The organism is Rhodococcus sp. OS5, assembly GCF_056837585.1.
In genome coordinates, this window is the sequence record NZ_CM166368.1 from 4,996,252 (window position 1) to 5,019,921 (window position 23,670).

Consider the following 23,670-nt stretch of genomic DNA (forward strand, 5'->3'; position numbering starts at 1 on the left):
GTATGTTCTGGGGCACCGGATTCGATGCTCTCTACAGAGTTGGACGATGGCGGCGATTCAAACGTGACAAGCACCGCGTCCGAGCGGATGTGAGGATGCGGTGTCAGCCGACTAAGCTGCAAAGATGCCTTCGACGCCCCGCAACCGCACCGTCTCGCGTCTGCAGCCGTTCGCATCCACGATCTTCGCCGAGATGACAGCGTTGGCCACACTTCACGACGCGGTCAACCTCGGTCAGGGCTTTCCGGATACCGACGGTCCTGCGGCCATGCTCGAGGTAGCGCGCCGAGCCATCGCCGAGGGCGTCAATCAATACCCGCCCGGTCCGGGCATGCCCGTCTTGCGTCAGGCCATCGCGGAGGATCGGCGCATCCGCTACGGACTCGACAGTGATCCCGACTCCGAAGTTCTGGTCACCGTCGGCGCCACCGAGGCGATCAGTGCTGCGATTCTCGGACTGGTCGAACCCGGCGAAGAAGTAGTGCTGATCGAGCCGTACTACGACTCCTACGCTGCATCCGTCGCGTTGGCAGGCGCTGTACGTCGCACAGTTCCGTTGGTAACCGCGGGAGACGGATTTGCGGTCGATCTCGATGCATTGCGCGGCGCGATCACCGCCAAGACGAAGATGCTGATCGTCAACAGTCCTCACAACCCCACCGGCACCGTATTCACCGATCACGAACTTCGAGCGATCGCCGAACTCGCGTGCGAACGCGACCTGATCGTGTTGAGCGACGAGGTCTACGAGCACTTGGTCTTCGACGGCCTCACCCACACACCGATGGCGTCGCTCCCGGGCATGCATGAGCGCACCGTCACGGTGTCCAGTGCCGCAAAGACTTTCAATGTCACCGGCTGGAAAACCGGCTGGGCGATCGGCCCGCGCGAACTCATCGACGGAGTCCGTGCCGCCAAGCAGTTCATGTCATTTGTTGCCGGTGCACCATTCCAACCGGCCGTTGCTTACGCGCTCACCAACGAACAGCCGTGGGTCGTCGAACTTCGACAGAGCTTGCAAGGCAAACGCGACGTACTCGGTAAAGCTCTGACCGACGCCGGTTTCACGGTGCATTCCGGTGGCGGCACGTACTTCCTCCTTGCCGACATCAGACCGTTGGGCGAAACCGATGCGGGAGATTTCTGCCGCGCACTGCCCGAGCGGATCGGCGTCGCGGCCGTTCCGGTCGACGTGTTCGCGGACAACCGCGACGATTGGAAGCACCTGGTGCGCTTCGCCTTCTGCAAGCAGGACCACATTCTGTCCGAAGCTGCACGCCGTCTCCACCTGCTCCAAGGAGCAGCGCACCCATGACAGCGCGGACCATCCCGACCGCATTCGTCCACCGCTATCTCGCGTTCTCGCCGGACAACGACGTCGATTTGTCGGGTGCACTGCGCGCTGCCGGGATCGACCTCGAGACACTGTCCGACCCGCGCGCCCGACTGACCCCGACTCAGGTCACCACGTTCATCCAATCCACGTGGCAGATCACCGACGACGAATTGTTCGGCCTCGGATCCGCCCCGGTCCCCCGTGGCACTTTCCGATTGATCTGCCTGACGTTGATCCATTGCCCTGATCTCGGATCGGCCTTCGCTCGAATGTCCGACGTGATCCGTGCGCTACCGGCTCTGGCCCCACTGTCGATCGAGAAGGGCGAGGAAAGCACTCGGGTGAGTTTCGCTGTCCGAGCTCGCGAAGGCGTCGCCGAACCTGATGTCGCAGAACGTGTCACAACCGATTTCGTCCTGATCTTGCTGCACCGATTTTCCGCATGGTTGATCGGAAAGCGCGTCCGACTTCGGGCGGTCGAATTTCCGTACTCGGCACCGGATGCACGGTTGGCGCAGGACTACGACTACATCTTCGGAGCGCCGGTCACCTTCGGCGCGCAGCGCGCGGCACTGGAGTTCGACAACTCGGCCATGCGTGCACCGATCATCCAAACCGAGGAGACGTTGGAGGAGTACCTCCGAGAATCTCCGATTCAGCTCATGTCCGAACGTGATTACGACAGCACTGCGTCGGCGCAGGTACGACGGGTCCTGGAACTCGGGGTGAAGGGGCGAACCTCCACGGCCGAGGAGATCGCGGAGATGCTCTCGATCAGCGTTCCCCATCTGCGTCGACTGCTGCGGCGTGACGGAACATCACTCAATCAACTACGCGAGGAAGTGCTCCGCGACGTAGCCATCGCTGGTTTGCGGCGCGGAGAATCCGTCGAAGTACTCTCGGCGCGATTGGGGTTCTCCGAGCCCAGCGCCTTCCGTCGGGCCTTCAAACGATGGACCGGCGACACTCCGAGTTCGTACCGCTAGCTGACGCAGAACTCGTTTCCTTCGGGATCGGTCATCGTGATCCACACGCTCGGCCCCTGCGCTCCTCGGTGCAGGATCGTCGCCCCCACCGTCTCGAGGTGCGCTGCGACATCCTCGCGCTTGTCGCCCACTCGTATGTCGAAATGGAGCCGGTTCTTCACCGTCTTCGATTCCGGAACCAGTTGGAACAGAACGCGGGGACGTTCGGGATGCTCCGGATCGCTGATGGCCGCACCTTCGCGCCAGACGAGGACTCCCTCGAATGTCGTGGTGTCGGATTCCTTGGCGTGACCAGCGGCGACGAGGCCCCTGATGAAGTCTTCGTCGCTGGGCTCCGCTGCCCACCCGAGTGCTGCGGCCCACCACTTCGCCTGTTCGTGCGGATGTGCCGAATCTACTGTGACTTGAAATTCGTATCCCATGTTCCGACGTTAACGCCGACCACCGACACCTAGTGAAGGTTCAGCCGAGCCCGGGCATCAGTCGACACTCTTGATGGTCTTCATGGTGATCAACGATGTCACCCGCGAGACAGCCGGAAGCCCGCTGAGCTTGGTGACCATGAAGTTCTCGTACGTCGCGAGATCTTTCACCGCGACGCGAATGAAGTAGTCGGGAATTCCGAACAATCTCCGACATTCGATCACTTCGTCGAAGGCGGCGACCTGGGATTCGAAGTCCTCGATGGTGGCCTGGTCGTTGACTCCGATCTCGGCGGTGACGATCACTTGAAATCCTCGGCCAAGCGCTTCCTGACTGACGATCGCGCGGTACCCGGTGATGATTCCGTCGGCTTCGAGCTTTTTCACGCGGCGCAGGCAAGGGGACGGTGTCAGACCCACCAGATCCGCCAACTCGGTATTGGTCAAACTCGAGTCCTGGCGTAGGTGAAACAAAATTGCGTCATCCATGGCATCCATCGCACTATTATTGCGCACTGTTCAATATGTGGGCATTCTGAGCAATCGATCACCTCGATCTTTGTTATAGATTTGCGTCGTGATCGAACCAGCATCGTCGACGGCCGCACCGGCCGTCGAACTCCCACCGCGAACCCCGGCGTGGCGGCACGCCTTCCAGCTGTCGCTACCGGTTGGATTCGGCCTGCTCCCACTTGGGATCGCACTTGGCGTTCTTGTGGTCCAACAAGGGCTCAGCCCTTGGTGGGCAGTCGCTTTCACCTCGCTGATCTACGCAGGATCGCTGGAGTTTCTCGCGGTCGGAATGGTCGCGGCCATGACACCGCTGCCGTACGTCGCTCTGACCGCACTGCTGGTCAACTTTCGACATGTGTTCTACGCCTTGAGTTTTCCGCTGGAAAAGATTCGCAACCCCTTCGCCCGCTTCTACAGCATGTTCGCGCTGACCGACGAGGCCTATGCGATGTCGGTAACTGCCGATCCCAAGGCACTCACCGGACGCGTCATCGTCTACTCCCAGCTCTACCTGCACGGCTACTGGATCGGTGGCGCGATTCTGGGCGCGACAGCAGGACAGTGGATTCCGGACTCGATCGTCGGCCTCGACTTCGCCCTGACGGCGTTGTTCGTCGTCCTCTCGATCGAAGCGATTCGCGCACAAAACGGATTCGCGGTGCCGGTCGCCGCGGTCACCTGCGCTCTGGTCGCCCGGCTCGCAGCGCCGGACCACATGCTGCCAATTGCGATGGGCGCCTTCGTGCTCTTCCTGATCGGGCGCTTTGTCTACGACTCACGAAAGGCGAAGATCGATGCCTGACACCTCGTACATCTTTGCGGCGGTCGCAGTCATGGCCGTGGTCACCTTCGCGCTGCGCGCAATCCCCTTCGCCGCGCTCATGCCGCTGCGCTCCTCCGCCCTGGTCGGCTACCTCGGCATCTACATGCCGGCAGGCGTCATGTTGATTCTCGTCATGTATTCACTCAAAGGGGTGTCGATCACCGCCCCTTCTCATGGCCTACCCGAACTGATTGCTGTGTGCGCCACGATCGCCGCGCACCTCTGGCGAAAGAATGCCGTCCTGAGCATCGTCGTCGGAACGACGATCTACGTCGCGCTGGTCAATACCGTGTTCGCCTGAGCATTTCCCATCGACGAGCAAAATATCTTTACTCCCGAATGGGCAATTTGTAACCTCCAGGCGCTTATCTGAACAGTTGAACACTTATACGATTTCAGTAGCGTGGCCGCCGGCCGCGACTGAAAGATCGGTGAGGTTCGATGTCCACGACAATGACCACGACGGGCACTCGAATCGCCGGTGCTTGGCACAGTCTGGATCGAGGCCAGCGTCGAAGCATCATCGGGATGACCGTCACCGTCGTAGCGCTCAACGTCGTCGGGTGGGCAGTTCTTCTCGGCCTGGTTGTCCCCGGCCACTACACGATCGAAGGCAGTGTCTTCGGCGTCGGACTCGGTGTCACGGCGTACACGCTCGGCATGCGCCATGCTTTCGACGCCGATCACATCGCCGCTATCGACAACACCACTCGGAAGTTGGTAGCGGACGGCAAGAAACCGATGTCCGTCGGGTTCTGGTTTTCGCTCGGACACTCGACCATCGTCTTCGTACTCGTCGCCCTCTTGGCTTTGGGTGTGCGGCAACTGGCCACCAGCCTTTCCGACGACAACTCCGATCTGGAGAAGTGGACCGGCTTGTTCGGCACCACCATTTCCGGCACGTTCCTGATTTTGATCGGAATCTTGAACCTTGTCTCTCTCATCGGGATTCATCGGGTGTACACGAAGTACAAGGCCGGAACCTTCGACGAGGAACAACTCGAGAAGGAACTCGACAGCCGCGGCGCCTTGAACAAGATTCTGGGCCCGGTGATGAAGATGGTTCGCAAGCCCTGGCACATGTACCCGGTCGGCCTACTGTTCGGATTGGGATTCGACACCGTCACCGAAGTCGGGCTGTTGGTGATCGCCGGCGGCGCGGCGGCGACAGGGCTCCCGTGGTATTCGATCCTCGTTCTGCCGATCCTCTTCTGCGCCGGGATGTCGCTTTTCGACTCGATCGACGGATCGTTCATGAACTTCGCCTACGGTTGGGCATTTGCTCAGCCGGTCCGAAAGATCTACTACAACATGGTGATCACCGGACTCTCGGTGGCAGTGGCACTGCTGATCGGGACCCAGGAAATCATCTCGATTTTCACCGACAAACTCGACATTCACGACGGGTTTATCGGCGCCATCGGGAACTTGGATCTCGGCGCGATGGGCTTCATCATCGTCGGACTCTTCGTCGCCACCTGGCTGATTGCTCTACTCGTGTGGCGGTACGGCCGCATCGAAGAACGGTGGCAGGCTCAGTCCGGTGCAGCAGTAGCACGACGAGCGACAGCAGACGAAGCGATGTGAGTTCGACTCGGTCTACGCAGAATCATGGGCCACCCGAAAGCGAATAGCTGATGTACGTCTCGCCCCATTTCAGGTACGCGCTCGACGTCGCCTGGCCGCGGATCTGGTCGTTCTGCCACTGGTAGACAGCGCGCCACGGAAATACGGAACTCACTTGTTCCAAGGTGTACTGCTCACGATGGCCCTGCGCGAATCGCTGTTCGAGATCTTCACGAGTGCGCGGCGGGAAATTGCTGATCAGGTAGGTCCGGCCGAGAGACTCGATGCGCCCTGGCGGCGCAAAGACATCAGCGCTGCGATAAGTGAAGGCCAGATACAGGTAGGCCGCCACCACAATCGTTGCCAGCGCTACCGCGCCGATCTTGAATGCACGTCGAAGCAGGGTCGGCATGGCTCACAATACAATCCAATTCTCCTGTCGAGCACATTCAGTGCGTTTCTCACATTTATCGAAAGACGCATCCCGCGGAGTTGGCGAGATGCAATAGTGGAGTTCGAACGGGGTCAGCCCCGGCTAGGAGAAAACGGTGCGGATACGTCATGCGGTAGTGGGTGTGGCAATCACGGGACTTGTTCTTGCAGTGGCAGGCTGCGGTAGCGGCGACGGCGAAGCTGCCGAGGGACCAGGGATCGCCGTGGCGGCGGAAACCAAGCAAGTTCCCGACCGGGTGACCGTGCATCGACCTGGCCTCATCGACACCAGCATTTCCCCGTTCGACGTGCCTGCATGGCCAGGGCCGCACCCCTCCGAATTCCTCGAGCCCAACCCGCCGTCGGGCGAGAGCGGTGAGATCGCCGGCGACCAAGCTGCGGCAACGTACGCGGCCTCGCTCGACAACCCCGATGCACTATGGAATGTCGGTGGAACGGTGGAGTGGCTGGTTGTCGAGCCGTTTCCCTGAAGGTCTTCCATCGAGGTCTCCGCTCTGACCGACTCCAGACGATCTTTGCGAGTTCAGTCCCGCGACAACGCTGCACAGAATTCACCGGGTTGATCGACATGCAACCGCAACCCATCGATCAGAGTGGAGCTAGATCCCTTCGACAGCCGTTTCGGGAGCGTGACCGAGACGGGTCGGTCGAAGCCGACGTCCACGACAGTGCCGTCGGGCCCCGGTAGAACCAGGCAGTCGTCGACAATCACGTTTGCGGTCTCACCGAATCTTCGGACCATGCTCACCCGCGAAATCCGTGATCGGTCCACCTCGATACGAACGCCCGTGCCGGAACGAAACACCACCGTTCGAGCGGACACGAGATGTGGGTGCACGACGCGTCCGGCAAGCCAACCGCCAATCGCAATCAGCGACAACACCGTTGCAACGAGCAGCACGACGCGAAGCCACTGCCACGGCACCAGGAAGTGAATCGCCACGGCCTCGATCACACTCGCCGCAACAAATGCCACCGGTATCGACATTGTCCCCCTCGCGTAGCCGAAAGTCGCTGTATCACTGGAACCTCCGTCTCTCCGACCCGTCGAGAGCAACCACAGTGATCGGATCACGCCGTACCGCCTGACATGAGACGTGTTGCGACGCGCGCGACCACTTCACGTTGCGCTGGATCAGGCACCAGATCCGCGATCCCAACCGAGAATCCCACGCCTGCGGAGTCTCCGTCTGCGTACACATCGCCGAGCACCCCGTCCAGTGATTCCTCCAGTTCGTCCGACAAGTACGCGATCTCGTCTACAACCTCGGCTACCTCGCGCCCAGCCAGAGCGGCGAAACGACGGTACAGATCGACAATTCTCTTCCGGTCGCCCTCGTCGGACAGCAATCGCGCAGCCGTGGAGAACAGTTCGTGTGGCGCTGCTCCCGAGATCGCCACCAATTCCCACATGTCGCGTTCACGCTCGAACAGACGCCGAACCGAATCCGTCGGGGACGACGCGATCAACTCGTCGAACGCAGACAGCAACTCCACCGGAAGCGGCGAGACCACCCGGCCGGCGCCACGCGCCGAGAGCATTTCCTGGAGGCGCACTCGCTGGTCTGCGAGGACTCGTTGTTTCCGGTCTATCTCCGCGATCAAGGAGGAAAGATCTTCGGCGAAGTCGTCCGGTTCTCGTGCATCGATCGGCGTCGGTTCGATCATCGCGGCAATGGATCCGAGTGGAACGCCGGCGGCGGTGAGCCAACGAATGCGCATCAGCCTGACCAGATCGGGAAGTTCGTAAGTTCTGTAACCGTTGGACAGTCGTCTCGGCTCGGCCAGCAACCCCAGTCGGTGATAGTGCCGAACGGTCCGCGGAGTGGTGCCTGCCGCACTGGCCACGTCGCTGATTCGCATACGAACAGCATTAACTATGACGCTACGTCATAGTCAAGGCCCGGCATGTCGGGCCTTGAGGCATAAGGTCCTGTTCTTCCTGTGTGGAGTTTCGCAGACGAATTTCGCGGGTATTGATCACTTGCGGCGGCGATTTCCAGAGCGAGGGGTCAGCCGCGCAAGGTCTGCCCCCGGCTGTCACTCGCCGGGCGGCGGGCCGCCAAAACCAGCGGGCCGCCAGAAACTATCTGTGCCAGGCGATGATTTCGATGCAAACGACACGACTCGACACCATCCTGATTCTGATCGTCGGGACGGCAATCGGACTGAGCGTCTGGCTGGCTACGCAGGAACCATTCGCGTCGATCGGACTCGGAATCGCAACGGTAGTGATCTGCTGGATCTCTTGCTCGATGATCCATGGCTTCCCACACCGATCGACGAAGGACATGCGTCCGCGCGAGAACCAGGATCGCGAGTCACCGAAACGGCGCTGACGCCGCGTAGGGATGAGGCCAACCGTGGAGGCCCGGACACAGCGAAGTGAGTGGTTCACCTACCGCAGGTGAACCACTCACTTCGGTCAGAGGATCACACCTCGTCAGGTCGCCAGGTCGTGACGGCCCAGATCACAGCGACGTCGAGGGCGATGATCACGATCGACCACAGCGGGTAGTACGGCATCCACAGGAAATTCGCCACGATCGAAAGTGCCGCGATGACGAATGCCATCCCGCGGGCCCACGCCATGCCGACGAACAATCCCAGCGACACCGCGATGCCAATGATTCCGAGCACGATGTGGATCCAACCCCATGTCGTGACATCGAATTCGAAGGTGTAATTGACTCCGACGATCAGCAGATCGTTGTCCGCGAGAGCCGCGATGCCCTGCAGCAACGCGACGATTCCCGCGACGAAGAGCAGGCATGCTGCCGCCACCGTGGTCCCGATGGCAAAGCCTTGTCGGACAGGGTGGTTCGCATGAGATTGGTGCGGAGCAGTCATGACATCCCCTTCTTCGGCGAAATAGCGTGAGAACAGTATTCAAAGGTTCACGCCGCCGGACATCACCCAGCAAGGATGAACAGCCGTCCAGCACTGCAATCAAATTTCATGGGAACATATGTTCGATTTCGGTGTACGGTGGAGTCTATGACCGCCACGATGCAACCGTCTCTGTTCGACAACGGTGACCTGGGCGTCTCTTTGGGCGATCTCGAGGGCACGGTGCAGAGACGTATCCTCACCGCCGGCGCATGGGTCGACCATCGCCCGGCCTGGCTGACCGGATCGGAGGCCGTGTTCGACAATCTGGAAGCTACGGTGCCGTGGCGTTCCGAACGGCGTCAGATGTACGACCGCGTTGTCGACGTCCCTCGTCTGGTGTGTTTCTACGCAGAGAATCAACCACTGCCGGACGCACTTCTCACCGAAGCCAAAGACGCGCTGAGCAGTCACTACTTCGACGAACTCGGCGAACCATTCGCCACGTCGGGTCTCTGTTTCTATCGCGACGGTTCCGACAGCGTTGCCTGGCACGGGGACGATACGGGACGAAGTCGCACCGAGGACACGATGGTGGCCATCCTGTCTCTCGGTGCGGCTCGCCCGCTCCTATTGCGCCCTCGTGGGGGCGGCGAATCCATCCGCTTCAATCTCGGACACGGAGATCTACTCGTCATGGGCGGATCCTGCCAACGCACGTGGGAACACTGTGTCCCGAAAAGTGCGCGGGCCCTCGGGCCGAGAATCAGCGTTCAATTCCGCACTCGCGGAGTTAGATAGCGTCGCGGAGTTCGTCTCGCAGCGCCTTCCGATTGAGCTTGCCGACGGCCGTCTTCGGTATGGATTCTGCAAAAACAACCCGACGCGGCTTCTTGTACGACGCCAGTCGCTCGCCGACGTGCGCGACCAATGATGCTTGCAGTACGTCGTTTTCGACGGTCCCGTCCTCGAGTACCACCACAGCCGTGACCGCCTCCACCCACTTGGCGTCGGCGGTACCCACCACGGCGACCTCACGGACAGACGGATGCGTCAGGAGTGCATCCTCGACTTCACGGGGGTAGACGTTGTATCCGCCGCTGATGATCATGTCCGAAGCTCGGTCCTTCAAGAACAAGAATCCTTCGGCGTCGAACTGACCGATGTCACGGGTGTGAACCCAGCCGTCTTCGGTGAAGGTGTCCGCATTCAGTTCCGGTGCATTGAAGTATCCGGCGATCGCCGATGGCGAGCGGATCACGATTTCACCCGGTTCTCCCTGGGGCACTTCGTTTCCCTCGCCGTCGAGCAGCCTGATCTCGACGTCGATGGCCGGCTGACCACAGGACAGCAGGCGATCTTCCGTGTGATCTTCGGGCCGTAAGACTGCAATACACAGCGGTGCCTCGGTCTGCCCGTAGTACTGGAGAAAACGGTGTTGCCCCCACGCCTGCATCGCCCGTTCGATGGTGGCCAGCGGCATCGGCGACGCACCGTAGATCACGGATTTCAGACTCGAGATGTCTGCGCTCGCAAAATCAGGGCGTTCGAGGAGCATCTGAATCATCGTCGGCACCAGATTGATTGCCGTAGCCCGATGCTCGGTTATCGAGTCCAAGAAGGTCGACGGGTCGAAACCGGGGAGGATGACGGTCTTACCGCCACGCAGCCAGAACGGAAGCACGAAGACACCGCTGGCATGAATCAGTGATGCCGCGTGCAGCATCGTGTCGTCCTGAGTCGCCGGAAGCAGATTGAGCAGAACATTGCGGCAGATGCCGGCGTAGCTGCGCTGAGTGTGCTGCGCGGCCTTCAATGTTCCCGTGGTCCCGGAGGTGAACAGCGTCAGGATCACATCGTCGGGAGCTAACTCGACGTCCGGTGTGTCCGACGGCATGCTCTGTGCTTGGTCGAGCAGCGAACGCTGCCGCGCCGAACCTGTTTCCAGCCCGATGAACGTACGTTCGGGGAACCTGGCGGACAGTTCAGCGGCGCGGTCGGCGAGGTCACTACCGAAGACGACGTGCGAGGTGTCGGTGTCCTCGAGCATTCTCGCGTGCTCGTCGAGCGAGAGACGCGAGTTGAGCGGAACCCTGTTGATGCCGGCTTTGACACAGGCAAAATCGACGGGGACGCTGGCAAGAGAGTTGTTGACCAGCAATGCAACCCGTGCACCACGCCCGATACCGAGGGCGATGAATGTATGCGCCAATCGGCTGCTGAGTTCGTCCACTTCCGTGAACGTCATCGATCGATCGCCGAAAACGACGGCTGTTCGCGATCCGTGCTGTCGCGCACCACGGGCGATCAGGTCTCTGGTTATGGGCATCATGGTTCAGTTTCCTCGTTCGAATTCGGGTTGTTCTCGAACCGGCCGTGCCGGCCGGCGCCCGCGGCGAACGCAGCAGCGCCGCGCACACCCTCAGCGATGACAATGGGATTTCCCGCGACGCCCTCGGCCCGCAGTGCTTCGGCAAGTGGTAGATCAAAAGATCGGTAGGCCGACGCGCGATCCGCGAGCATGCAGAGTTGAGGGAAAGCGGACAACTGGTGCGCAAGCTCCTTGGCTGCCTGGAGTGACTGCCCCACTGGAACAACACGATTGGCCAGTCCGAAGGCCAGCGCCTCCGGAGCGTCGACCGGGCGACCGGTCAAGATCATGTCGAGCGCTCGCCCCTGCCCGACGATTCGCGGCAGTCGCACGGTCCCACCATCGATGAGAGGAACTCCCCAGCGCCGGCAGAAGACTCCGAACACGGAATCCTCCTCGCAGATCCTCAGGTCCGCGAGCAATGAAAGCTCGAGCCCTCCTGCAACCGCGTATCCGCTGATGGCGGCGATCAATGGCTTGGACAACACCAACCGACTCGGCCCCATCGGGCCGGTGCCGCCGCCTTCCGGATGCAACTCATGCACGCGGGCGGGGTCGGAGACTGCGGTCAAATCCGCACCGGCACAAAATGTGCCGCCCGCGCCCCACAGAATCGCCACCTTCTGACTCTCGTCCGATTCGAACTCCAGGAAGGCATCACGCAACTGCGCCGCCATCGGCCCGTCCACCGCATTCTTGCGATCAGGGCGATTCATCACGATGACGGTGACGCCACCGTCACGCTCCACATAGACATCGCCACCTGGTCGATCGGAGTCGGTCACGATATTTCCTCACTGCTCGCGGATAAGGTTTCCCGGTACCCACCATGTCACTTGTAACAGAATTTGTCAGGAGTTGTTCAAAAGTTGTTACAAACTGATCGAGGAATGTCCGCAACCCGAGTTGTGCTGGACCTCGCAACAGCGAGCCCGGACACCGAGTTCAGCACCGCTGTGCTGACCCGGGCCGGCGAGATCGTCGGCGTCAGCGCATCGAGCATTCGCGTGGCAACGGGCCGCCTGTGCCGCGAGAACAAACTGCGTCGTACCGCTCGTGGAACGTACGTCCTCAACCCGGACGGTATCCCCACCTACAGCGAAGTGGAGGGGTGGCGAACTCGTACCGATCGCATACGCCCCTGGGACGGCACGTGGATAGCCGTCGAGCACTCAGCGCTCAAACGTAGCGACCGCACTGCCGCCCGAAGACACGATCAGGCGCTGCGCCTTGCGGGCTACGAGGAGTGGAAGCCCACACTCGCCGTCCGCCCGAACAATCTGCTCGGCGGCACGGACAGCGCCCGCCGCACTCTCCGCCGACTCGGCGCCGCCCCCGAATCGGCTGTCATGGAAATCGCTCACTTTGCCCCCGAGGATGATTCGACAATCCGCACACTCTGGAACTCGGAAGCACTGTTGGCCGACATCGCCGAGGCCCGTGAAGCACTCACACAGGCGCAAACACGCCTGGCGACAATCAGTCGCGAGGAGGCGGCCCGCGAATCACTTGCTCTGGGCAGCGCGGTGATCGCGGTCATCGTGCGCAATCCGCTCCTTCCGGAAGAACTCGAACCGACACAGCCACTGCGCGAACTGATCTCGCACATGCTCGAGTACCAGGACGCATCTCGCGAACTGTGGCAGTCACTGCTCCGGTTCTGATCGATTTCTCCCAGAAGGTAATTCAGTATGTTGCACGGCCGCCGCTGGCGTCGTACACGGCGCCGGTCGAGTAACTCACCGCCGACGACGACAGCCAGGAGATCAGTTCGGCGATTTCGTCCGCCTTCCCCATCCGTGCCATCGGCGTCAAAGACTGCGAACGGGCGAGGATGGCCGGATCGGTGCCGGCATTCATAGGACTTTCCACGGCCGCCGGAGCTATCGCGTTGACCAGCACACCGGTGGTGGCGACCTCTTTGCCGAGTGATTTCGTCAGCGCGACGACGGCCGCTTTGGACGCGGAATATGCACTCTGATTCGGGTTTCCGTCCTTGGCCGCAATACTTGCGAGGTTGACAACCCTCCCCCACCCCGACGCAACCATCCCCGGCACGAACGCCCGGCACATCAGGAATGTCCCTTCGACGTTGATGCGGAACGTACGCTGCCAAGCCGCGAGGTCGACGTCGACGAGTAGCGCTGATGGTCCGACGATTCCCGCACTGTTGATCAAGATGTCGACTCTGCCGAGCCTGGTTCGAAGCGCATCGACTGCTGTCGGATCACTCACGTCGAGTTGTTCGTCCGCGCCTTCGGCAAGATCTGCCGTTACCACCCGAACTCCCCTCTCCGTCAACAGCTTTGCACTGGCGGCGCCGATTCCGCTCGCACCGCCGGTAACGAGCGCTGTGACACCCTCTGGGTAACCCTGCATCGCATTCACTCCTGAGTTTCTGTGCGCTACGCACTCAATTTATGTTGCAAACAGGCATAATTGCCGTCACACTGTGTAGAAATTCTGAATATATGGCGTTTGTTGTCAACGTCAAATACCTGGAGGCCTTGCCGATGGAAACCCGCTGGTTGCACGCGTTTGTCGCGGTTGCGGAAGAACTTCACTTCGGGCGGGCCGCATCACGGCTCCAGATGGCCCAGTCGCCGCTCAGCCAGATGATCCGAAAGCTCGAAAAGGACATCGGCGTCAAGTTGTTCGAACGAAGCACTCGCAGCGTCGCACTCACATCCGGCGGACATGCCTTTCTCCCCCACGCCTATCGCGTCATCGAGAACATGGAGACGGCACGACACGCTACGCGCGCGTCGTCGGGAGGCGTCTACGGACGAGTCACAATCGGGTTCACCGGAGTGCTCAACTATCAAGCACTTCCGCCACTGACACGCGCGTTGCGTCAGCGTTATCCGGAAGTCGAACTGACACTCCTCGGCCGGATCATGACGCGCGACGCGGTCATCCAACTCGAGAGCGGCGCCCTCGATCTCGCCTTCGTCGGACTACCCGTGGAATCCGCATCACTGTCTACCCGACTCATCCGACGGGAGGCATTCGGCGCTGTGCTTCCGATCGACCATCCCCTCGCAGAGAGGGACGCGATCGACCTCCGCGAATTGGCCGACGACGGATTCGTGACCACCCCGCTCTCGGCCGGCTCGGCCCTCCAGGAAACCGCGATGCGCGCCTGCATGAACGCAGACTTCAGGCCTCGCGTGGTTCAGGAGATCACCGATCCGTACATGATCCTGATGCTCGTTGCCGCCGGCGTCGGTGTAGCGCTGATGACGTCCGGCATGGCTGCTATCACCCCACCTGGCAGTGTGTTCGTCCCACTCACCGGCGAGCCGACGTTCATGAATCACGGAATTGCCTGGTCACCGCGGCACATGTCCGATGCGCTCGCCGTCGCATTGGAGACATCCGAGGAAATTCTGCCGACGCCGGAGATTGAGACCAAAAACGTCATTATCTGAGACTCATTTAGTGTTGGACGCGCCATAGTCCTTCGTGGCACTGTCGTCTCAGCCGCCGAAAGGTGAGGGACGTCACCGATGCGTGGTGCATCTCCAAACGTGCCGCCACGGCCGGCCCATCGGGACGAAAGGACTTCACATGGCACCTCCGATCACCTCCACCGGATCCACGAACTCAACCGAGGAACATCCGAATGCGAACGCGCGCCGCGCCGCCGTTTCGGGCTTCCTCGGCAGCACCCTCGAGTACTACGACTTCTTCATCTACGGCTCCGCGGCCGCGCTGGTGTTCCCCAAGATCTTCTTCCCCGGCGGCGGATCAACGGCAACCCTGCTCTCGATCAGCACCTTAGGTGTCGCCTACGTCGCCCGCCCGCTCGGCGCGGTGCTGTGGGGTCACCTCGGCGATCGGTACGGACGCAAGAACGCGCTTCTCGCCTGCCTGCTCCTCATGGGTGTTGCGACGGTCATCGTCGGTTGCCTGCCGACCTACGACCAGATCGGCATCGCCGCGCCGATCATTCTCGTCTTGCTTCGTCTACTTCAAGGGCTCTCTGCCGGCGGTGAATCACCCGGCTCTTCCGCACTGACGCTCGAACACGCGCCGGATCACCGTCGTTCGTTCTTCACCTCGTTCACCATGAGCGGGATCATGTTCGGCATCGTCGTCTCCAGCCTGGTATTCATCCCAGTGGCGAGCCTGCCCGACGAAGACCTCTACTCGTGGGGTTGGCGAGTTCCCTTCTGGCTCAGCATCATCGTGACCGTCGTTGCCCTGTGGCTACGTCGTGCCCTGGATGAACCCGAGGTATTCGAAGAACTCAAGGAACAGGACGAGACGGCCGGGATTCCCGTCGTCGAGATGTTCCGCTCGCACTGGCGCACCGTGATCCGTATCAGCATGAGCTCGACCTTCGCGATGATCAACACCATCGTCAACGTCTTCGCTCTGGCGTACGCCGTCGAATCCGGCTTCGAGCGCTCCACGATGCTGTGGGCAATCGCGACCGCCAATTTTGTTGCCGTACTGACTCAGCCGCTGTTCGGCATCCTCTCGGATCGCTACGGACGCAAGCCCATCTTCGTCGTCGGCGCGATCGGAGCCGGCCTGATGATCTTCGTCTTCTTCCATTCGATCGGAACCCAAAGCGTCCCCATGGTCTTCGCTTCGGGAATCGTCATGATCGGCATCTTCTACGCCATGCCCAACGGCACGTACCCGGCGTACTTCCCGGAGCAGTTCCCCGCGAAGGTCCGATACACCGGAATGGCCGTCAGCCTCATGCTCGGACTCCTTGTTGCCGGCTTCACACCGGCTATCGCTCAGGCGATTTCAGCCGGAGACAAGAGCAACTGGACACCGGTTGCCTGGATGTGCCTGGGCTTCGCCGTCGTCTCCGCCATCGCGGCAATGACCGGACCGGAAACGTACCGCACGCCCACAGCTGATCTGGGCCAACCGAAGCCGAGCCTGCCGATCAAGCAGGACTCAGAGCTCACCAGCAACAACGCTTGACCGGACCGGCCCCTCGCGCTGAATTGCCGCGAGGGGCCGTCCCCACTTATGCAGGAGAATGTCATGACTACCGAATTCACACGTCACCGAATCGGCCTTGTCGGAGCCGGGATCTCGACTTCCCTCTCGCCCGCGTTGCACGCACACGAAGCAGCAGCACTGGGACTCGACGATTACAGCTACGAACTGGTAGACCTCGAGAACCTGAACATCTCGGTCGAGAAAACCGGTGAGGTGGTGCGTGGCGCCGTCGCGGGCGATTTCACCGGACTGAACATCACCCATCCGTGCAAGCAGGTTGTCGTGGACGCGCTCGACGAGCTGTCCGACAACGCGCGGTTGCTCGGTGCCGTCAACACGGTTGTGGTCGACAACGGCCGTTTGATCGGCCACAACACAGACCACAGCGGATTCCTCACAGCACTGCAGCGCGGTTTGCCCGACGCCGCCTTGGACCGAGTGGTGCTTGCCGGGGCAGGAGGGGCGGGTTCCGCTGTGGCATACGCACTCGCCGCCGCCGGCACCACGGATCTTCGCATCGCAGATATTGATCCCGCTCGCGCTGCCGATGTGTGTTCTCGCGTCGCCTCGGCCTTTCCTGCCACGCGCACAACGGCTTTGGCGATCGATGAGATCGCCGTCAACCTGACGACGTGCGACGGCGTCGTCAACGCATCTCCGATCGGGATGGTCGGCCATCCCGGAACTCCGTTCGACCCCGCGGCGCTCCACGCGGGCTTGTGGGTCGCGGACATCGTCTATCGGCCGATGCGCACCGAATTGCTCGACGCTGCAATTACTCTCGGATGTCGAGTCCTCGACGGTGGCCAGATGCTGGTGGCTCAAGCCTCTGACACCTTCACACTCCTGACGGGTGTCGAAGCCGATACGGATCGCATGCGCAGCCATCTGAGCGAGCTGCTCTCCGAGACGGCATGCGCATGAGCACAACCGAACACCTACTTTCTCGCGAAGTACCAGGAGCACTGATGAATGTGACTGCGCCTTTCGCCGAACCTCTCGATATGGGCAGCGTCCGCCTCCGGAACCGGTTCGTGTCGGCCCCGATGGAACGCAACTACTGCGAAGTCGACGGCACCATGACGGACGAGTACATCGCGTACCTCGCTCGCCGCGCCGAAGGTGGTGCTGCACTGATCTTCACCGAAGCGAGCTACGTGCGTGCCGACGGCAAGGGTCGCATCCGGCAGATGGGCGTCGACGTCGACGAACGGATTCCCGGCATCAAGAAGATGGTCGACGCTATTCACGCGCATGGAGCGCTCGTCGGAGTCGAACTCAACCATGGTGGTCGCACGGCGCAAGGTTCTGTCAGCGGGTTTGTTCCCGTTGCCCCGACACCGATTCCGTGTTTGGTTGTCGGCGGCGAGATGCCAGAACAACTCGACGGCGACGACATCGAGCACATCATCGAGTGTTTCGGTGAAGCCGCAGCGCGCTGCCAGCAGGCCGGCGTCGACGTCATCTCCCTGCACGGTGGCCACGGGTATCTGATCCACCAGTTCCTCTCCCCTGCTTACAATCACCGCGACGACGAGTGGGCCGACCCCACCTTGTTCGTCAACAAGGTCATCGCCTCCGTCCACGAGCACGCACCGGGAATCACTCTGGGACTCCGATTCTCAGCCTTCGAAGGCATCGACGGCGGACTCGACGCCGAGATGACTCGCGCTCGCATCGGCGCCATCGACACCGACCGACTCGATTTCCTCGACGTCTCGGCCGGCAACTACGAAGCGGGACAGTGGATCATCCAGCCCGGTGAATGGTCGCGCGGTCTCCTCGCGCCGTACTCCGAGCAGTACCAGCGCGACTTCGACATCCCGGTGGGAGTGGCCGGACGCATCACGTCGCCGGAGATCGCTGCGCGGATCATCGAATCCGGGCAGGCGAACTTCGTCAGCATGGCTCGTACGCTGCACGCAGATCCGGACTTCCCGAATCGCGCCATCGACGGTGGCCGGTACCGCCCTTGCATTGCCTGCAACTACTGCATCGACAGCCTGGCCGCCGGCCCCATTCCCTGCTCCGTCAACCCGTGGGTCGGCCGCGAACTGGATCAGCCTACAAAGCCGGCTGATGCCACCGTGCGGGTCGCCGTCATCGGTGCCGGGCCGTCGGGAATGGCCGCTGCCCGCGACCTCGCACTTGCCGGTCACCGCGTCGACCTGTACGACGAGCGACCCAGCCTCGGTGGCGACTTCGCTCTGGCATCGAAGCTTCACGAGTATCCCGAATATGGACGGATCGTGGACTGGTACGCCGCGGAACTGGCTGAACTCGGGGTCCACTGCCACACCTCGACCCGGGTAGATGCTGCTTTGCTCTCCGGTGTCGATTTCGACGCCATAGTTCTTGCCGCCGGCGGCGTCGGCCCCGTGGTCGATCTCCCCGGAGCAGCAACCCGTACCGTTCGCGACGTCCGCGAATTCCTCGTCTCCGGCGATCCGGCTCCTGCCGCTGTCACCATCTTCGGCGCCGACCGTGAGGCTGCGGCCGTCGCCGACGATCTCCTTCAGAAGGGCACCCAGGTCGTGATGATCGGCCCGCAGGAAACCATCGCGCACGACGTCGGACGCCGCGGAAAGATCGTGCTGCTGCCGCGCCTGGCCGCAAGTGAGAACCTCACGACCTACCTCAGCTCGATCGTCACCACAGTCGCCGCTGACCGCGTCTCGATTTCGACGGCCGGTGTGCTGAGCGAGGTCGATGCTCCCGGCGAACTGCTGATCTCGCAAGGCGTCGAGCCGCGTTCGGAACTTCTTGCCGAACTCCGTTCACTGGCACCACGACTCGGAGTACATACCGTCGGCGACGCGAGCGGTGACGGCGGGTCCATCCATGCCGCACTCGTGACCGCAGCCGACGTTGCCGTCGCGATCACCGCCGCCGCTGCGGCACGTCAGGAGGTTCACGCATGACCACACAGGCAGCCACACCCGTGGCAACTGCATTGCCGCCCATTGGACTCGGAACCTGGCCCCTGGTCGGTGCCGACGCCACGAACTCGGTTCTCTCCGGCATCGAGGCCGGGTACCGCCTCATCGACACCGCCGCGATCTACGGCAACGAGGGCGCAGTCGGTGTGGCGCTGGCGGAATCAGGTGTGCCGCGAGAAGAACTGTTCGTCACCACCAAACTTCGTGGCAACGACCAGGTTTCCGGCGACATTCGGGGCGCCCTCGAGCAGAGTCTGGAACTACTGGGACTCGACCAGCTGGATCTGTTCCTGATCCACTGGCCACTCCCGCGAATCGATCGCTATGTCGCGTCGTTCGAGTCGATGCTGGCCTGCCGCGACGCCGGACTGGTTCGGTACGTGGGTGTGTCGAACTTCCTGGAGCTCCACCTGCGCCGCGTCGTCGCCGAAACCGGCGAGGCACCGGCAGTCAACCAGATTCAGATGGACCCGTCGCTCGCTCGGATCCCGGTTCGCCGCGCCAACGACGAACTTGGCATCTTCACGCAGTCGTGGAGTCCGCTCGGCCGGGGTGACGTGCTCGACAACGCCGTGGTCGGGGAGATCGCCGGTCGAATCGGTTGCACACCAGCTCAAGTGGTGCTCGCATGGCACGTCGCGCAGGGTGTGGTTCCGGTCGCGCGATCAGCGAACCCGACGCGTCAGGCCGAGAACCTGGCAGCACTCGACGTCACCCTATCCAGCGAGGACATCGAAGCACTGAACAGTCTCGACCGCGGCGAATCTGCGGCGCGGGACGTCGAAGCAGAGGAACATTTCTGATGACGCTGAAAGTCGGAATCGTCGGCTGCGGCAAGATCGCCGGCAACCATGCCCGCGCGCTGCAACAAGTCCCCGGTGTCGAGGTGATCGGCTGCTGCGATCCCGATCTCGGACGCGCCCAGGAGTTCGCGGCAGCGCACGGCATTCCCGCAGCCGTGAGTTCAGTGGAGCAACTTCTCGCCCTCGGACTCGACGCCTGCACCGTTTGCACGCCGCACCCGGTACATGAAGAGGTAGTCGTGGCCGCTGCCGAAGCGGGTGTACATGTTTTGTGCGAGAAGCCCATCGCAGTCGATGTTGCTGCCGCCGACCGCATGATCGAGGCCGCCGACCGCGCCGGTATCACGTTCGGGGTGCTCTTCCAACGCCGATTCTGGCCGGCAGCACGTCGGATCCGCGACGCCATCGACGACGGGCGGATCGGACTACCCATGCTCGGTGAGGCGTCGGTGATCCTGCATCGCCCATCGAGTTACTACTCGGCCGACGCCTGGCGTGGACGCTGGGACACCGACGGCGGTGGCGTGCTCATGACTCAGGCCGTGCACCAGATCGACATGCTGGTCTGGTTCATGGGCGAGGCCGTCTCGGTCAGCGGCTTCATCCGCACCCACACCCACGGTGAGCACATCGAGACGGAAGACAGCGCGTCAGCTGTGATTTCCTTTGCCTCGGGTGGCACCGCCACCGTCACTGCGACAACGGGTGCCAATCACAACCTGGGCAACCGCGTCACGGTGATCGGGCGCACCGGTGCCATCGCCAGTGTCCTCGAGTTCCCCGAGGGGCACGAGGGTGTCAACGAAATCTGGACGGTGCCGGGCGAAGTGGAGTTCCGGTCGCCGTACTCCGCGGACATCGATGCGAATCTTGATGTGGGCGCGGTCAATGCGGCACTGACCGACTTCCACACCCTGCAGGTGCAAGACTTCGCCGACGCCGTCCTGACCGGGCGTGAACCCGCCGTCACCGGCCGGGACGCCCGCGCATCACTTGCCATCATCGCCGCAATCTACGAATCGTCACGAACGGGCAAGGTTGTCGAGCTGACATCGACACCGACCCTCGCAACAACTGCCAAGGAGCAGAAATGAGTAGCAGTACCCCCCTCACCTACGACGTGGTTGTCGTGGGCTCCGGCGCAGGCGGGCTTTCCACAGCAATTGCCGCAGCACATGGCGGCGCGTCGGTACTCGTTGTCGAGAAGGCCGACACCTGCGGCGGCGCAACGGCCTGGTCGGGCGGGTGGATGTGGACCCCACGCAACATGTTTGCCATCGCCGACGGGGTTGTCGAGGATCGCTCGGCACCGCGGACATATCTGGAAAACCGACTCGGCGACAACTTCGACGCCGCCAAAGTTGATGCACTCCTCGACGGCGCCCCGGAGATGGTCGAGTTCTTCGAACGCAAGACTGCTCTGAAGTTCGTGCCCGGAGCCAAGATCGCCGATATTCACGGTGACACACCGGGCGCCGGCACGGGTCACCGTTCCGTCGGACCGAAACCGGTGAGTCTGCGAAAGCTCGGACCCGATGTCGCGGCGCTACTGCGTCGGCAGCTGTACGAAACGTCGTTCCTCGGTATGGGCATCATGGCCGGGCCCGACCTGCAGGCTTTCCTGCACTCGACCCGATCACCAAAAGCCTTTGTGCACTGTGGTGTTCGGGTGACTAAGCACATGTTCGATCTCGCCACCAAGCGTCGTGGTCAGCAACTCGTCAACGGCACTGCGCTTGTCGGCATGATGCTTCGCTCAGCGCTCGATCTCGGCGTCGAGTTTCGGGTGAAGACGTCCGCGACCGCGTTGCAGACCGATGACGACGGCCGCGTTGTCGGCGTCCGCCTCGAAGGTCCGGACGGCGCGTACTCGGTAACTGCCCGACGTGGTGTCGTACTCGCCACCGGCGGCTTCGCACAGGACATCGACCGACGACGCGAACTGTTCCCGCGCACCCCCACCGGCAACGAGCACTGGTCACTCACCCCGAAGACAACCACCGGCGACGGCATCACCCTCGGCGAATCCGTGGGTGGTCGCCTCGACCGCACCCTCGCCTCCCCCGTCGCGTACTGCCCCGTCTCCATCGTTCGCTACCGCAACGGCAAGGAAGGTGTGTTCCCGCACATCCTCGATCGCGGAAAGCCCGGTGTCATCGGAGTTCTCGCGAACGGCAAGCGGTTTGTCAACGAAGCACTCGGCTATCACGACTACACACTCGCGATGGTCGAGCAGGTTCCCGAGGGTGAAGAGGTGTGCTCGTGGTTGATTGCCGATCAACAGTATGTCCGATACCTCCCGCTGGGCATGGCGAAGCCCTTGCCGATCCCGATCCAGCCGTACCTGCGCTCGGGGTACCTCACGCGTGGGCGCACTCTTCGGGACTTGGCCGAGAAGATCGGCGTCGACCCCGTGCAGTTGGAGAAAACCGTCGCAGCTTTCAATATCGGGGCCGTGGCCGGTGAAGACCCCGAGTTCGGTCGCGGTACAACACCGTTCAACCGAGGTTCCGGAGATGCTTCCAATCCGTGGCCGAACCCGTCGCTCGCGCCCTTGCAGAAGGGTCCGTACTACGCGGTGAAAGTCGTGCCAGGGAGTTTCGGCACCTTCGCCGGACTGGTCACGGACTCGTCGTCGCAGGTTCTCGATGACAACGACCGCCCCATCGAGGGGTTGCTCGCCGTCGGCGTCGATCAGGCGAGCGTGATGGGCGGGCACTACCCGTCCGGGGGCATCAACCTCGGACCGGCCATGACATTCGGTTACCTGGCCGGCCGGGAACTGGCCGGAGCCAAGACAGTTGGAGCGCACGCATGACACTCTCACTCGGACTGGCAGCCCTCACAGTGCTCGACACCGCACCGATGCAGCACGTCGCCTTGGCTGAAAAGCACGGCTTCGACACCATCGGTATCCGTCTGATGCCCGCGGCACCAGGTACGACGGCCTACCCTCTGCACGAGGACAAGCAGTCGTTGGACGAACTGGTGCGTCGACTGGGCGATTCACCGGTCGAGGTATTCGACCTCGAAATCATCCGTCTTGCAGCCGACTTCGACCCCACCGACTACGTTCCGCTGCTCGAAGCCGGAGCACAGCTCGGAGCCAAAGCCGTTCTGGTGGGCGGCGACGACCGCGACCGCGCTCGGCTCACGGACTCCTATGCCCGCCTCGCTGAACTGTGCGCGAACTACGGCATCGTCGCTTCCCTCGAGTTCATGCCGTGGACTGCGGTGCCCGATGCGCGTGCGGCCATCGAGATCGTCTCGGCGGCAGACGGTCCGGCTCGCAGTGTCCTCGTCGACGCATTGCACACCGACCGCTCGGCGACAACGCTCGAGGATCTTGCGTCCATCCCGCGCGAGTGGTTGCACTACGCCCAGATGTGCGACGGTTCGACCCCCGCTCCCACTGGGGACGCAGAGCTGATCCGTCAGGCCCGCGAGGAGCGTCTGGTGCCCGGCACCGGCGGCATAGCCCTGGCCGACATCTGGTCGACTTTGCCTGCCGGACTGCCGGTCAGCATCGAACTGCCCAACGAGCCACTGCGTCAGGCCGTCGGCACGGATGCCTGGCTGGAACGCCTGGTCGAGGCCACGCGAGAAGTGTTGGCCTAGCGGCCCTGTGCGCCTTTTTGGTAGTTGGCGCTACCAAAAAGGC

26 protein-coding genes are annotated in these 23,670 nt (G+C 62.1%); 17 read left to right on the plus strand and 9 right to left on the minus strand.

Annotated features, from left to right (window positions below):
• Window positions 1-124 precede the first annotated feature (124 nt).
• Window positions 125-1,315, plus strand: a complete 1,191-nt coding sequence (locus tag ACVZUB_RS23205) for a pyridoxal phosphate-dependent aminotransferase (protein WP_231782470.1) — start codon at window positions 125-127, stop codon at window positions 1,313-1,315.
• Complete coding sequence (locus ACVZUB_RS23210; protein ID WP_030535335.1) at window positions 1,312-2,322, plus strand: AraC family transcriptional regulator; 1,011 nt, start codon at window positions 1,312-1,314, stop codon at window positions 2,320-2,322. Before ACVZUB_RS23205 ends, ACVZUB_RS23210 begins: the two co-directional genes overlap by 4 nt.
• Here ACVZUB_RS23210 and ACVZUB_RS23215 read toward each other — a convergent pair.
• Both ACVZUB_RS23215 and ACVZUB_RS23220 read right to left on the minus strand, forming a co-directional pair.
• Window positions 2,319-2,744: a VOC family protein gene (locus ACVZUB_RS23215; RefSeq protein WP_003940409.1), complete on the minus strand. Its 426-nt coding sequence runs from the start codon at window positions 2,742-2,744 to the stop codon at window positions 2,319-2,321. The two genes, ACVZUB_RS23210 and ACVZUB_RS23215, sit on opposite strands and share 4 nt — an antisense overlap.
• Window positions 2,745-2,801: 57 nt before the next feature.
• Window positions 2,802-3,242: an Lrp/AsnC family transcriptional regulator gene (locus ACVZUB_RS23220; RefSeq protein WP_020970517.1), complete on the minus strand. Its 441-nt coding sequence runs from the start codon at window positions 3,240-3,242 to the stop codon at window positions 2,802-2,804.
• Between the two features lie 79 nt (window positions 3,243-3,321).
• On the opposite strand from ACVZUB_RS23220, the gene ACVZUB_RS23225 reads away from it, so the two are divergent.
• The 3 genes from ACVZUB_RS23225 to nicT all read left to right on the plus strand — a co-directional run bounded on the left by ACVZUB_RS23225 (window position 3,322) and on the right by nicT (window position 5,667).
• Window positions 3,322-4,059 (plus strand): AzlC family ABC transporter permease, encoded by a 738-nt coding sequence (locus ACVZUB_RS23225; protein ID WP_003940360.1) that lies wholly within the window; start codon window positions 3,322-3,324, stop codon window positions 4,057-4,059.
• Window positions 4,052-4,381, plus strand: coding sequence for a branched-chain amino acid transporter permease (locus ACVZUB_RS23230; RefSeq protein ID WP_003940007.1), 330 nt, complete (start codon window positions 4,052-4,054; stop codon window positions 4,379-4,381). The genes ACVZUB_RS23225 and ACVZUB_RS23230 overlap by 8 nt, the downstream gene beginning before the upstream one ends.
• Before the next feature lie 140 nt (window positions 4,382-4,521).
• Window positions 4,522-5,667, plus strand: coding sequence for a Nickel transporter NicT (gene nicT / locus ACVZUB_RS23235; protein WP_211920778.1), 1,146 nt, complete (start codon window positions 4,522-4,524; stop codon window positions 5,665-5,667).
• 22 nt (window positions 5,668-5,689) lie between these two features.
• On the opposite strand, the gene ACVZUB_RS23240 is transcribed toward nicT, so the two are convergent.
• The gene (locus ACVZUB_RS23240) at window positions 5,690-6,058 is read right to left on the minus strand and encodes a hypothetical protein (protein ID WP_030535333.1); all 369 of its coding nucleotides are present in this window, start codon (window positions 6,056-6,058) and stop codon (window positions 5,690-5,692) included.
• 136 nt (window positions 6,059-6,194) lie between these two features.
• Between ACVZUB_RS23240 and ACVZUB_RS23245 the strand changes: the two genes are divergently transcribed.
• Window positions 6,195-6,569 (plus strand): hypothetical protein, encoded by a 375-nt coding sequence (locus ACVZUB_RS23245; RefSeq protein ID WP_118603315.1) that lies wholly within the window; start codon window positions 6,195-6,197, stop codon window positions 6,567-6,569.
• 53 nt (window positions 6,570-6,622) lie between these two features.
• Here ACVZUB_RS23245 and ACVZUB_RS23250 read toward each other — a convergent pair whose 3' ends face one another.
• Window positions 6,623-7,087: a hypothetical protein gene (locus tag ACVZUB_RS23250; protein ID WP_447000763.1), complete on the minus strand. Its 465-nt coding sequence runs from the start codon at window positions 7,085-7,087 to the stop codon at window positions 6,623-6,625.
• Between the two features lie 83 nt (window positions 7,088-7,170).
• Window positions 7,171-7,962 (minus strand): MerR family transcriptional regulator, encoded by a 792-nt coding sequence (locus ACVZUB_RS23255; protein ID WP_151098135.1) that lies wholly within the window; start codon window positions 7,960-7,962, stop codon window positions 7,171-7,173.
• A 248-nt stretch (window positions 7,963-8,210) separates the two neighbouring features.
• Between ACVZUB_RS23255 and ACVZUB_RS23260 the strand changes: the two genes are divergently transcribed.
• Window positions 8,211-8,438 carry a hypothetical protein gene (locus ACVZUB_RS23260; RefSeq protein ID WP_020970523.1) on the plus strand — a complete coding sequence of 76 codons (228 nt, stop codon included), beginning with the start codon at window positions 8,211-8,213 and terminating at the stop codon, window positions 8,436-8,438.
• A 94-nt stretch (window positions 8,439-8,532) separates the two neighbouring features.
• Here ACVZUB_RS23260 and ACVZUB_RS23265 read toward each other — a convergent pair whose 3' ends face one another.
• Window positions 8,533-8,949, minus strand: a complete 417-nt coding sequence (locus ACVZUB_RS23265) for a DUF7144 family membrane protein (protein WP_151098136.1) — start codon at window positions 8,947-8,949, stop codon at window positions 8,533-8,535.
• A 147-nt stretch (window positions 8,950-9,096) separates the two neighbouring features.
• On the opposite strand from ACVZUB_RS23265, the gene ACVZUB_RS23270 reads away from it, so the two are divergent.
• Window positions 9,097-9,729 (plus strand): alpha-ketoglutarate-dependent dioxygenase AlkB, encoded by a 633-nt coding sequence (locus tag ACVZUB_RS23270; RefSeq protein WP_007733562.1) that lies wholly within the window; start codon window positions 9,097-9,099, stop codon window positions 9,727-9,729.
• On the opposite strand, the gene ACVZUB_RS23275 is transcribed toward ACVZUB_RS23270, so the two are convergent.
• On the minus strand, window positions 9,722-11,260 hold the full coding sequence (locus tag ACVZUB_RS23275; RefSeq protein WP_047270979.1) for an AMP-binding protein: 1,539 nt from the start codon (window positions 11,258-11,260) through the stop codon (window positions 9,722-9,724). The two genes, ACVZUB_RS23270 and ACVZUB_RS23275, sit on opposite strands and share 8 nt — an antisense overlap.
• Window positions 11,257-12,084, minus strand: coding sequence for a crotonase/enoyl-CoA hydratase family protein (locus ACVZUB_RS23280; protein WP_047270980.1), 828 nt, complete (start codon window positions 12,082-12,084; stop codon window positions 11,257-11,259). Before ACVZUB_RS23280 ends, ACVZUB_RS23275 begins: the two co-directional genes overlap by 4 nt.
• 105 nt (window positions 12,085-12,189) lie before the next feature.
• Here ACVZUB_RS23280 and ACVZUB_RS23285 point away from each other — a divergent pair, with 105 nt between their 5' ends.
• Window positions 12,190-12,963, plus strand: a complete 774-nt coding sequence (locus tag ACVZUB_RS23285; protein WP_065351305.1) for a hypothetical protein — start codon at window positions 12,190-12,192, stop codon at window positions 12,961-12,963.
• A 22-nt stretch (window positions 12,964-12,985) separates the two neighbouring features.
• Here the strand turns inward: ACVZUB_RS23285 and ACVZUB_RS23290 are convergent, their stop codons facing one another.
• Window positions 12,986-13,678, minus strand: coding sequence for an SDR family NAD(P)-dependent oxidoreductase (locus tag ACVZUB_RS23290; protein WP_161120130.1), 693 nt, complete (start codon window positions 13,676-13,678; stop codon window positions 12,986-12,988).
• Between the two features lie 134 nt (window positions 13,679-13,812).
• On the opposite strand from ACVZUB_RS23290, the gene ACVZUB_RS23295 reads away from it, so the two are divergent.
• The 8 genes from ACVZUB_RS23295 (at window position 13,813) to ACVZUB_RS23330 (ending at window position 23,627) form a co-directional block, all read left to right on the plus strand.
• Entirely contained in the window at window positions 13,813-14,730 is a 918-nt protein-coding gene (locus ACVZUB_RS23295) for a LysR family transcriptional regulator (RefSeq protein WP_050654836.1), read from the plus strand.
• 139 nt (window positions 14,731-14,869) lie between these two features.
• Window positions 14,870-16,246, plus strand: coding sequence for an MFS transporter (locus tag ACVZUB_RS23300; protein WP_003939851.1), 1,377 nt, complete (start codon window positions 14,870-14,872; stop codon window positions 16,244-16,246).
• Window positions 16,247-16,309: 63 nt separating this feature from the next.
• Window positions 16,310-17,191, plus strand: a complete 882-nt coding sequence (locus tag ACVZUB_RS23305) for a shikimate dehydrogenase (RefSeq protein ID WP_482627809.1) — start codon at window positions 16,310-16,312, stop codon at window positions 17,189-17,191.
• A 44-nt stretch (window positions 17,192-17,235) separates the two neighbouring features.
• Window positions 17,236-19,188 (plus strand): oxidoreductase, encoded by a 1,953-nt coding sequence (locus ACVZUB_RS23310; protein ID WP_234551915.1) that lies wholly within the window; start codon window positions 17,236-17,238, stop codon window positions 19,186-19,188.
• On the plus strand, window positions 19,185-20,009 hold the full coding sequence (locus ACVZUB_RS23315; RefSeq protein ID WP_234551913.1) for an aldo/keto reductase: 825 nt from the start codon (window positions 19,185-19,187) through the stop codon (window positions 20,007-20,009). The genes ACVZUB_RS23310 and ACVZUB_RS23315 overlap by 4 nt, the downstream gene beginning before the upstream one ends.
• Entirely contained in the window at window positions 20,009-21,103 is a 1,095-nt protein-coding gene (locus tag ACVZUB_RS23320; RefSeq protein ID WP_161120126.1) for a Gfo/Idh/MocA family protein, read from the plus strand. The genes ACVZUB_RS23315 and ACVZUB_RS23320 overlap by 1 nt, the downstream gene beginning before the upstream one ends.
• Window positions 21,100-22,827, plus strand: a complete 1,728-nt coding sequence (locus tag ACVZUB_RS23325; RefSeq protein WP_042451278.1) for an FAD-dependent oxidoreductase — start codon at window positions 21,100-21,102, stop codon at window positions 22,825-22,827. The genes ACVZUB_RS23320 and ACVZUB_RS23325 overlap by 4 nt, the downstream gene beginning before the upstream one ends.
• The gene (locus ACVZUB_RS23330; RefSeq protein ID WP_042921750.1) at window positions 22,824-23,627 is read left to right on the plus strand and encodes a sugar phosphate isomerase/epimerase family protein; all 804 of its coding nucleotides are present in this window, start codon (window positions 22,824-22,826) and stop codon (window positions 23,625-23,627) included. The genes ACVZUB_RS23325 and ACVZUB_RS23330 overlap by 4 nt, the downstream gene beginning before the upstream one ends.
• Window positions 23,628-23,670: the final 43 nt, after the last annotated feature.

Bases quoted from the DNA above. Each gene is read 5' to 3' on its own strand.
- ACVZUB_RS23305 (WP_482627809.1), top strand. From the start codon at position 16,310: ATGACTACCGAATTCACACGTCACCGAATCGGCCTTGTCGGAGCCGGG.
- ACVZUB_RS23270 (WP_007733562.1), top strand. From the start codon at position 9,097: ATGACCGCCACGATGCAACCGTCTCTGTTCGACAACGGTGACCTGGGC.
- ACVZUB_RS23210 (WP_030535335.1), top strand. From the start codon at position 1,312: ATGACAGCGCGGACCATCCCGACCGCATTCGTCCACCGCTATCTCGCG.
- ACVZUB_RS23275 (WP_047270979.1), bottom strand. From the start codon at position 11,260: ATGATGCCCATAACCAGAGACCTGATCGCCCGTGGTGCGCGACAGCAC.
- ACVZUB_RS23260 (WP_020970523.1), top strand. From the start codon at position 8,211: ATGCAAACGACACGACTCGACACCATCCTGATTCTGATCGTCGGGACG.
- ACVZUB_RS23285 (WP_065351305.1), top strand. From the start codon at position 12,190: ATGTCCGCAACCCGAGTTGTGCTGGACCTCGCAACAGCGAGCCCGGAC.
- ACVZUB_RS23230 (WP_003940007.1), top strand. From the start codon at position 4,052: ATGCCTGACACCTCGTACATCTTTGCGGCGGTCGCAGTCATGGCCGTG.
- ACVZUB_RS23330 (WP_042921750.1), top strand. From the start codon at position 22,824: ATGACACTCTCACTCGGACTGGCAGCCCTCACAGTGCTCGACACCGCA.
- ACVZUB_RS23325 (WP_042451278.1), top strand. From the start codon at position 21,100: ATGAGTAGCAGTACCCCCCTCACCTACGACGTGGTTGTCGTGGGCTCC.
- ACVZUB_RS23250 (WP_447000763.1), bottom strand. From the start codon at position 7,087: ATGTCGATACCGGTGGCATTTGTTGCGGCGAGTGTGATCGAGGCCGTG.
- ACVZUB_RS23205 (WP_231782470.1), top strand. From the start codon at position 125: ATGCCTTCGACGCCCCGCAACCGCACCGTCTCGCGTCTGCAGCCGTTC.
- ACVZUB_RS23315 (WP_234551913.1), top strand. From the start codon at position 19,185: ATGACCACACAGGCAGCCACACCCGTGGCAACTGCATTGCCGCCCATT.
- ACVZUB_RS23220 (WP_020970517.1), bottom strand. From the start codon at position 3,242: ATGGATGCCATGGATGACGCAATTTTGTTTCACCTACGCCAGGACTCG.
- ACVZUB_RS23320 (WP_161120126.1), top strand. From the start codon at position 20,009: ATGACGCTGAAAGTCGGAATCGTCGGCTGCGGCAAGATCGCCGGCAAC.
- ACVZUB_RS23295 (WP_050654836.1), top strand. From the start codon at position 13,813: ATGGAAACCCGCTGGTTGCACGCGTTTGTCGCGGTTGCGGAAGAACTT.
- ACVZUB_RS23215 (WP_003940409.1), bottom strand. From the start codon at position 2,744: ATGGGATACGAATTTCAAGTCACAGTAGATTCGGCACATCCGCACGAA.
- ACVZUB_RS23310 (WP_234551915.1), top strand. From the start codon at position 17,236: ATGAATGTGACTGCGCCTTTCGCCGAACCTCTCGATATGGGCAGCGTC.
- ACVZUB_RS23240 (WP_030535333.1), bottom strand. From the start codon at position 6,058: ATGCCGACCCTGCTTCGACGTGCATTCAAGATCGGCGCGGTAGCGCTG.
- ACVZUB_RS23300 (WP_003939851.1), top strand. From the start codon at position 14,870: ATGGCACCTCCGATCACCTCCACCGGATCCACGAACTCAACCGAGGAA.
- ACVZUB_RS23265 (WP_151098136.1), bottom strand. From the start codon at position 8,949: ATGACTGCTCCGCACCAATCTCATGCGAACCACCCTGTCCGACAAGGC.
- ACVZUB_RS23255 (WP_151098135.1), bottom strand. From the start codon at position 7,962: ATGCGAATCAGCGACGTGGCCAGTGCGGCAGGCACCACTCCGCGGACC.
- nicT (WP_211920778.1), top strand. From the start codon at position 4,522: ATGTCCACGACAATGACCACGACGGGCACTCGAATCGCCGGTGCTTGG.
- ACVZUB_RS23290 (WP_161120130.1), bottom strand. From the start codon at position 13,678: ATGCAGGGTTACCCAGAGGGTGTCACAGCGCTCGTTACCGGCGGTGCG.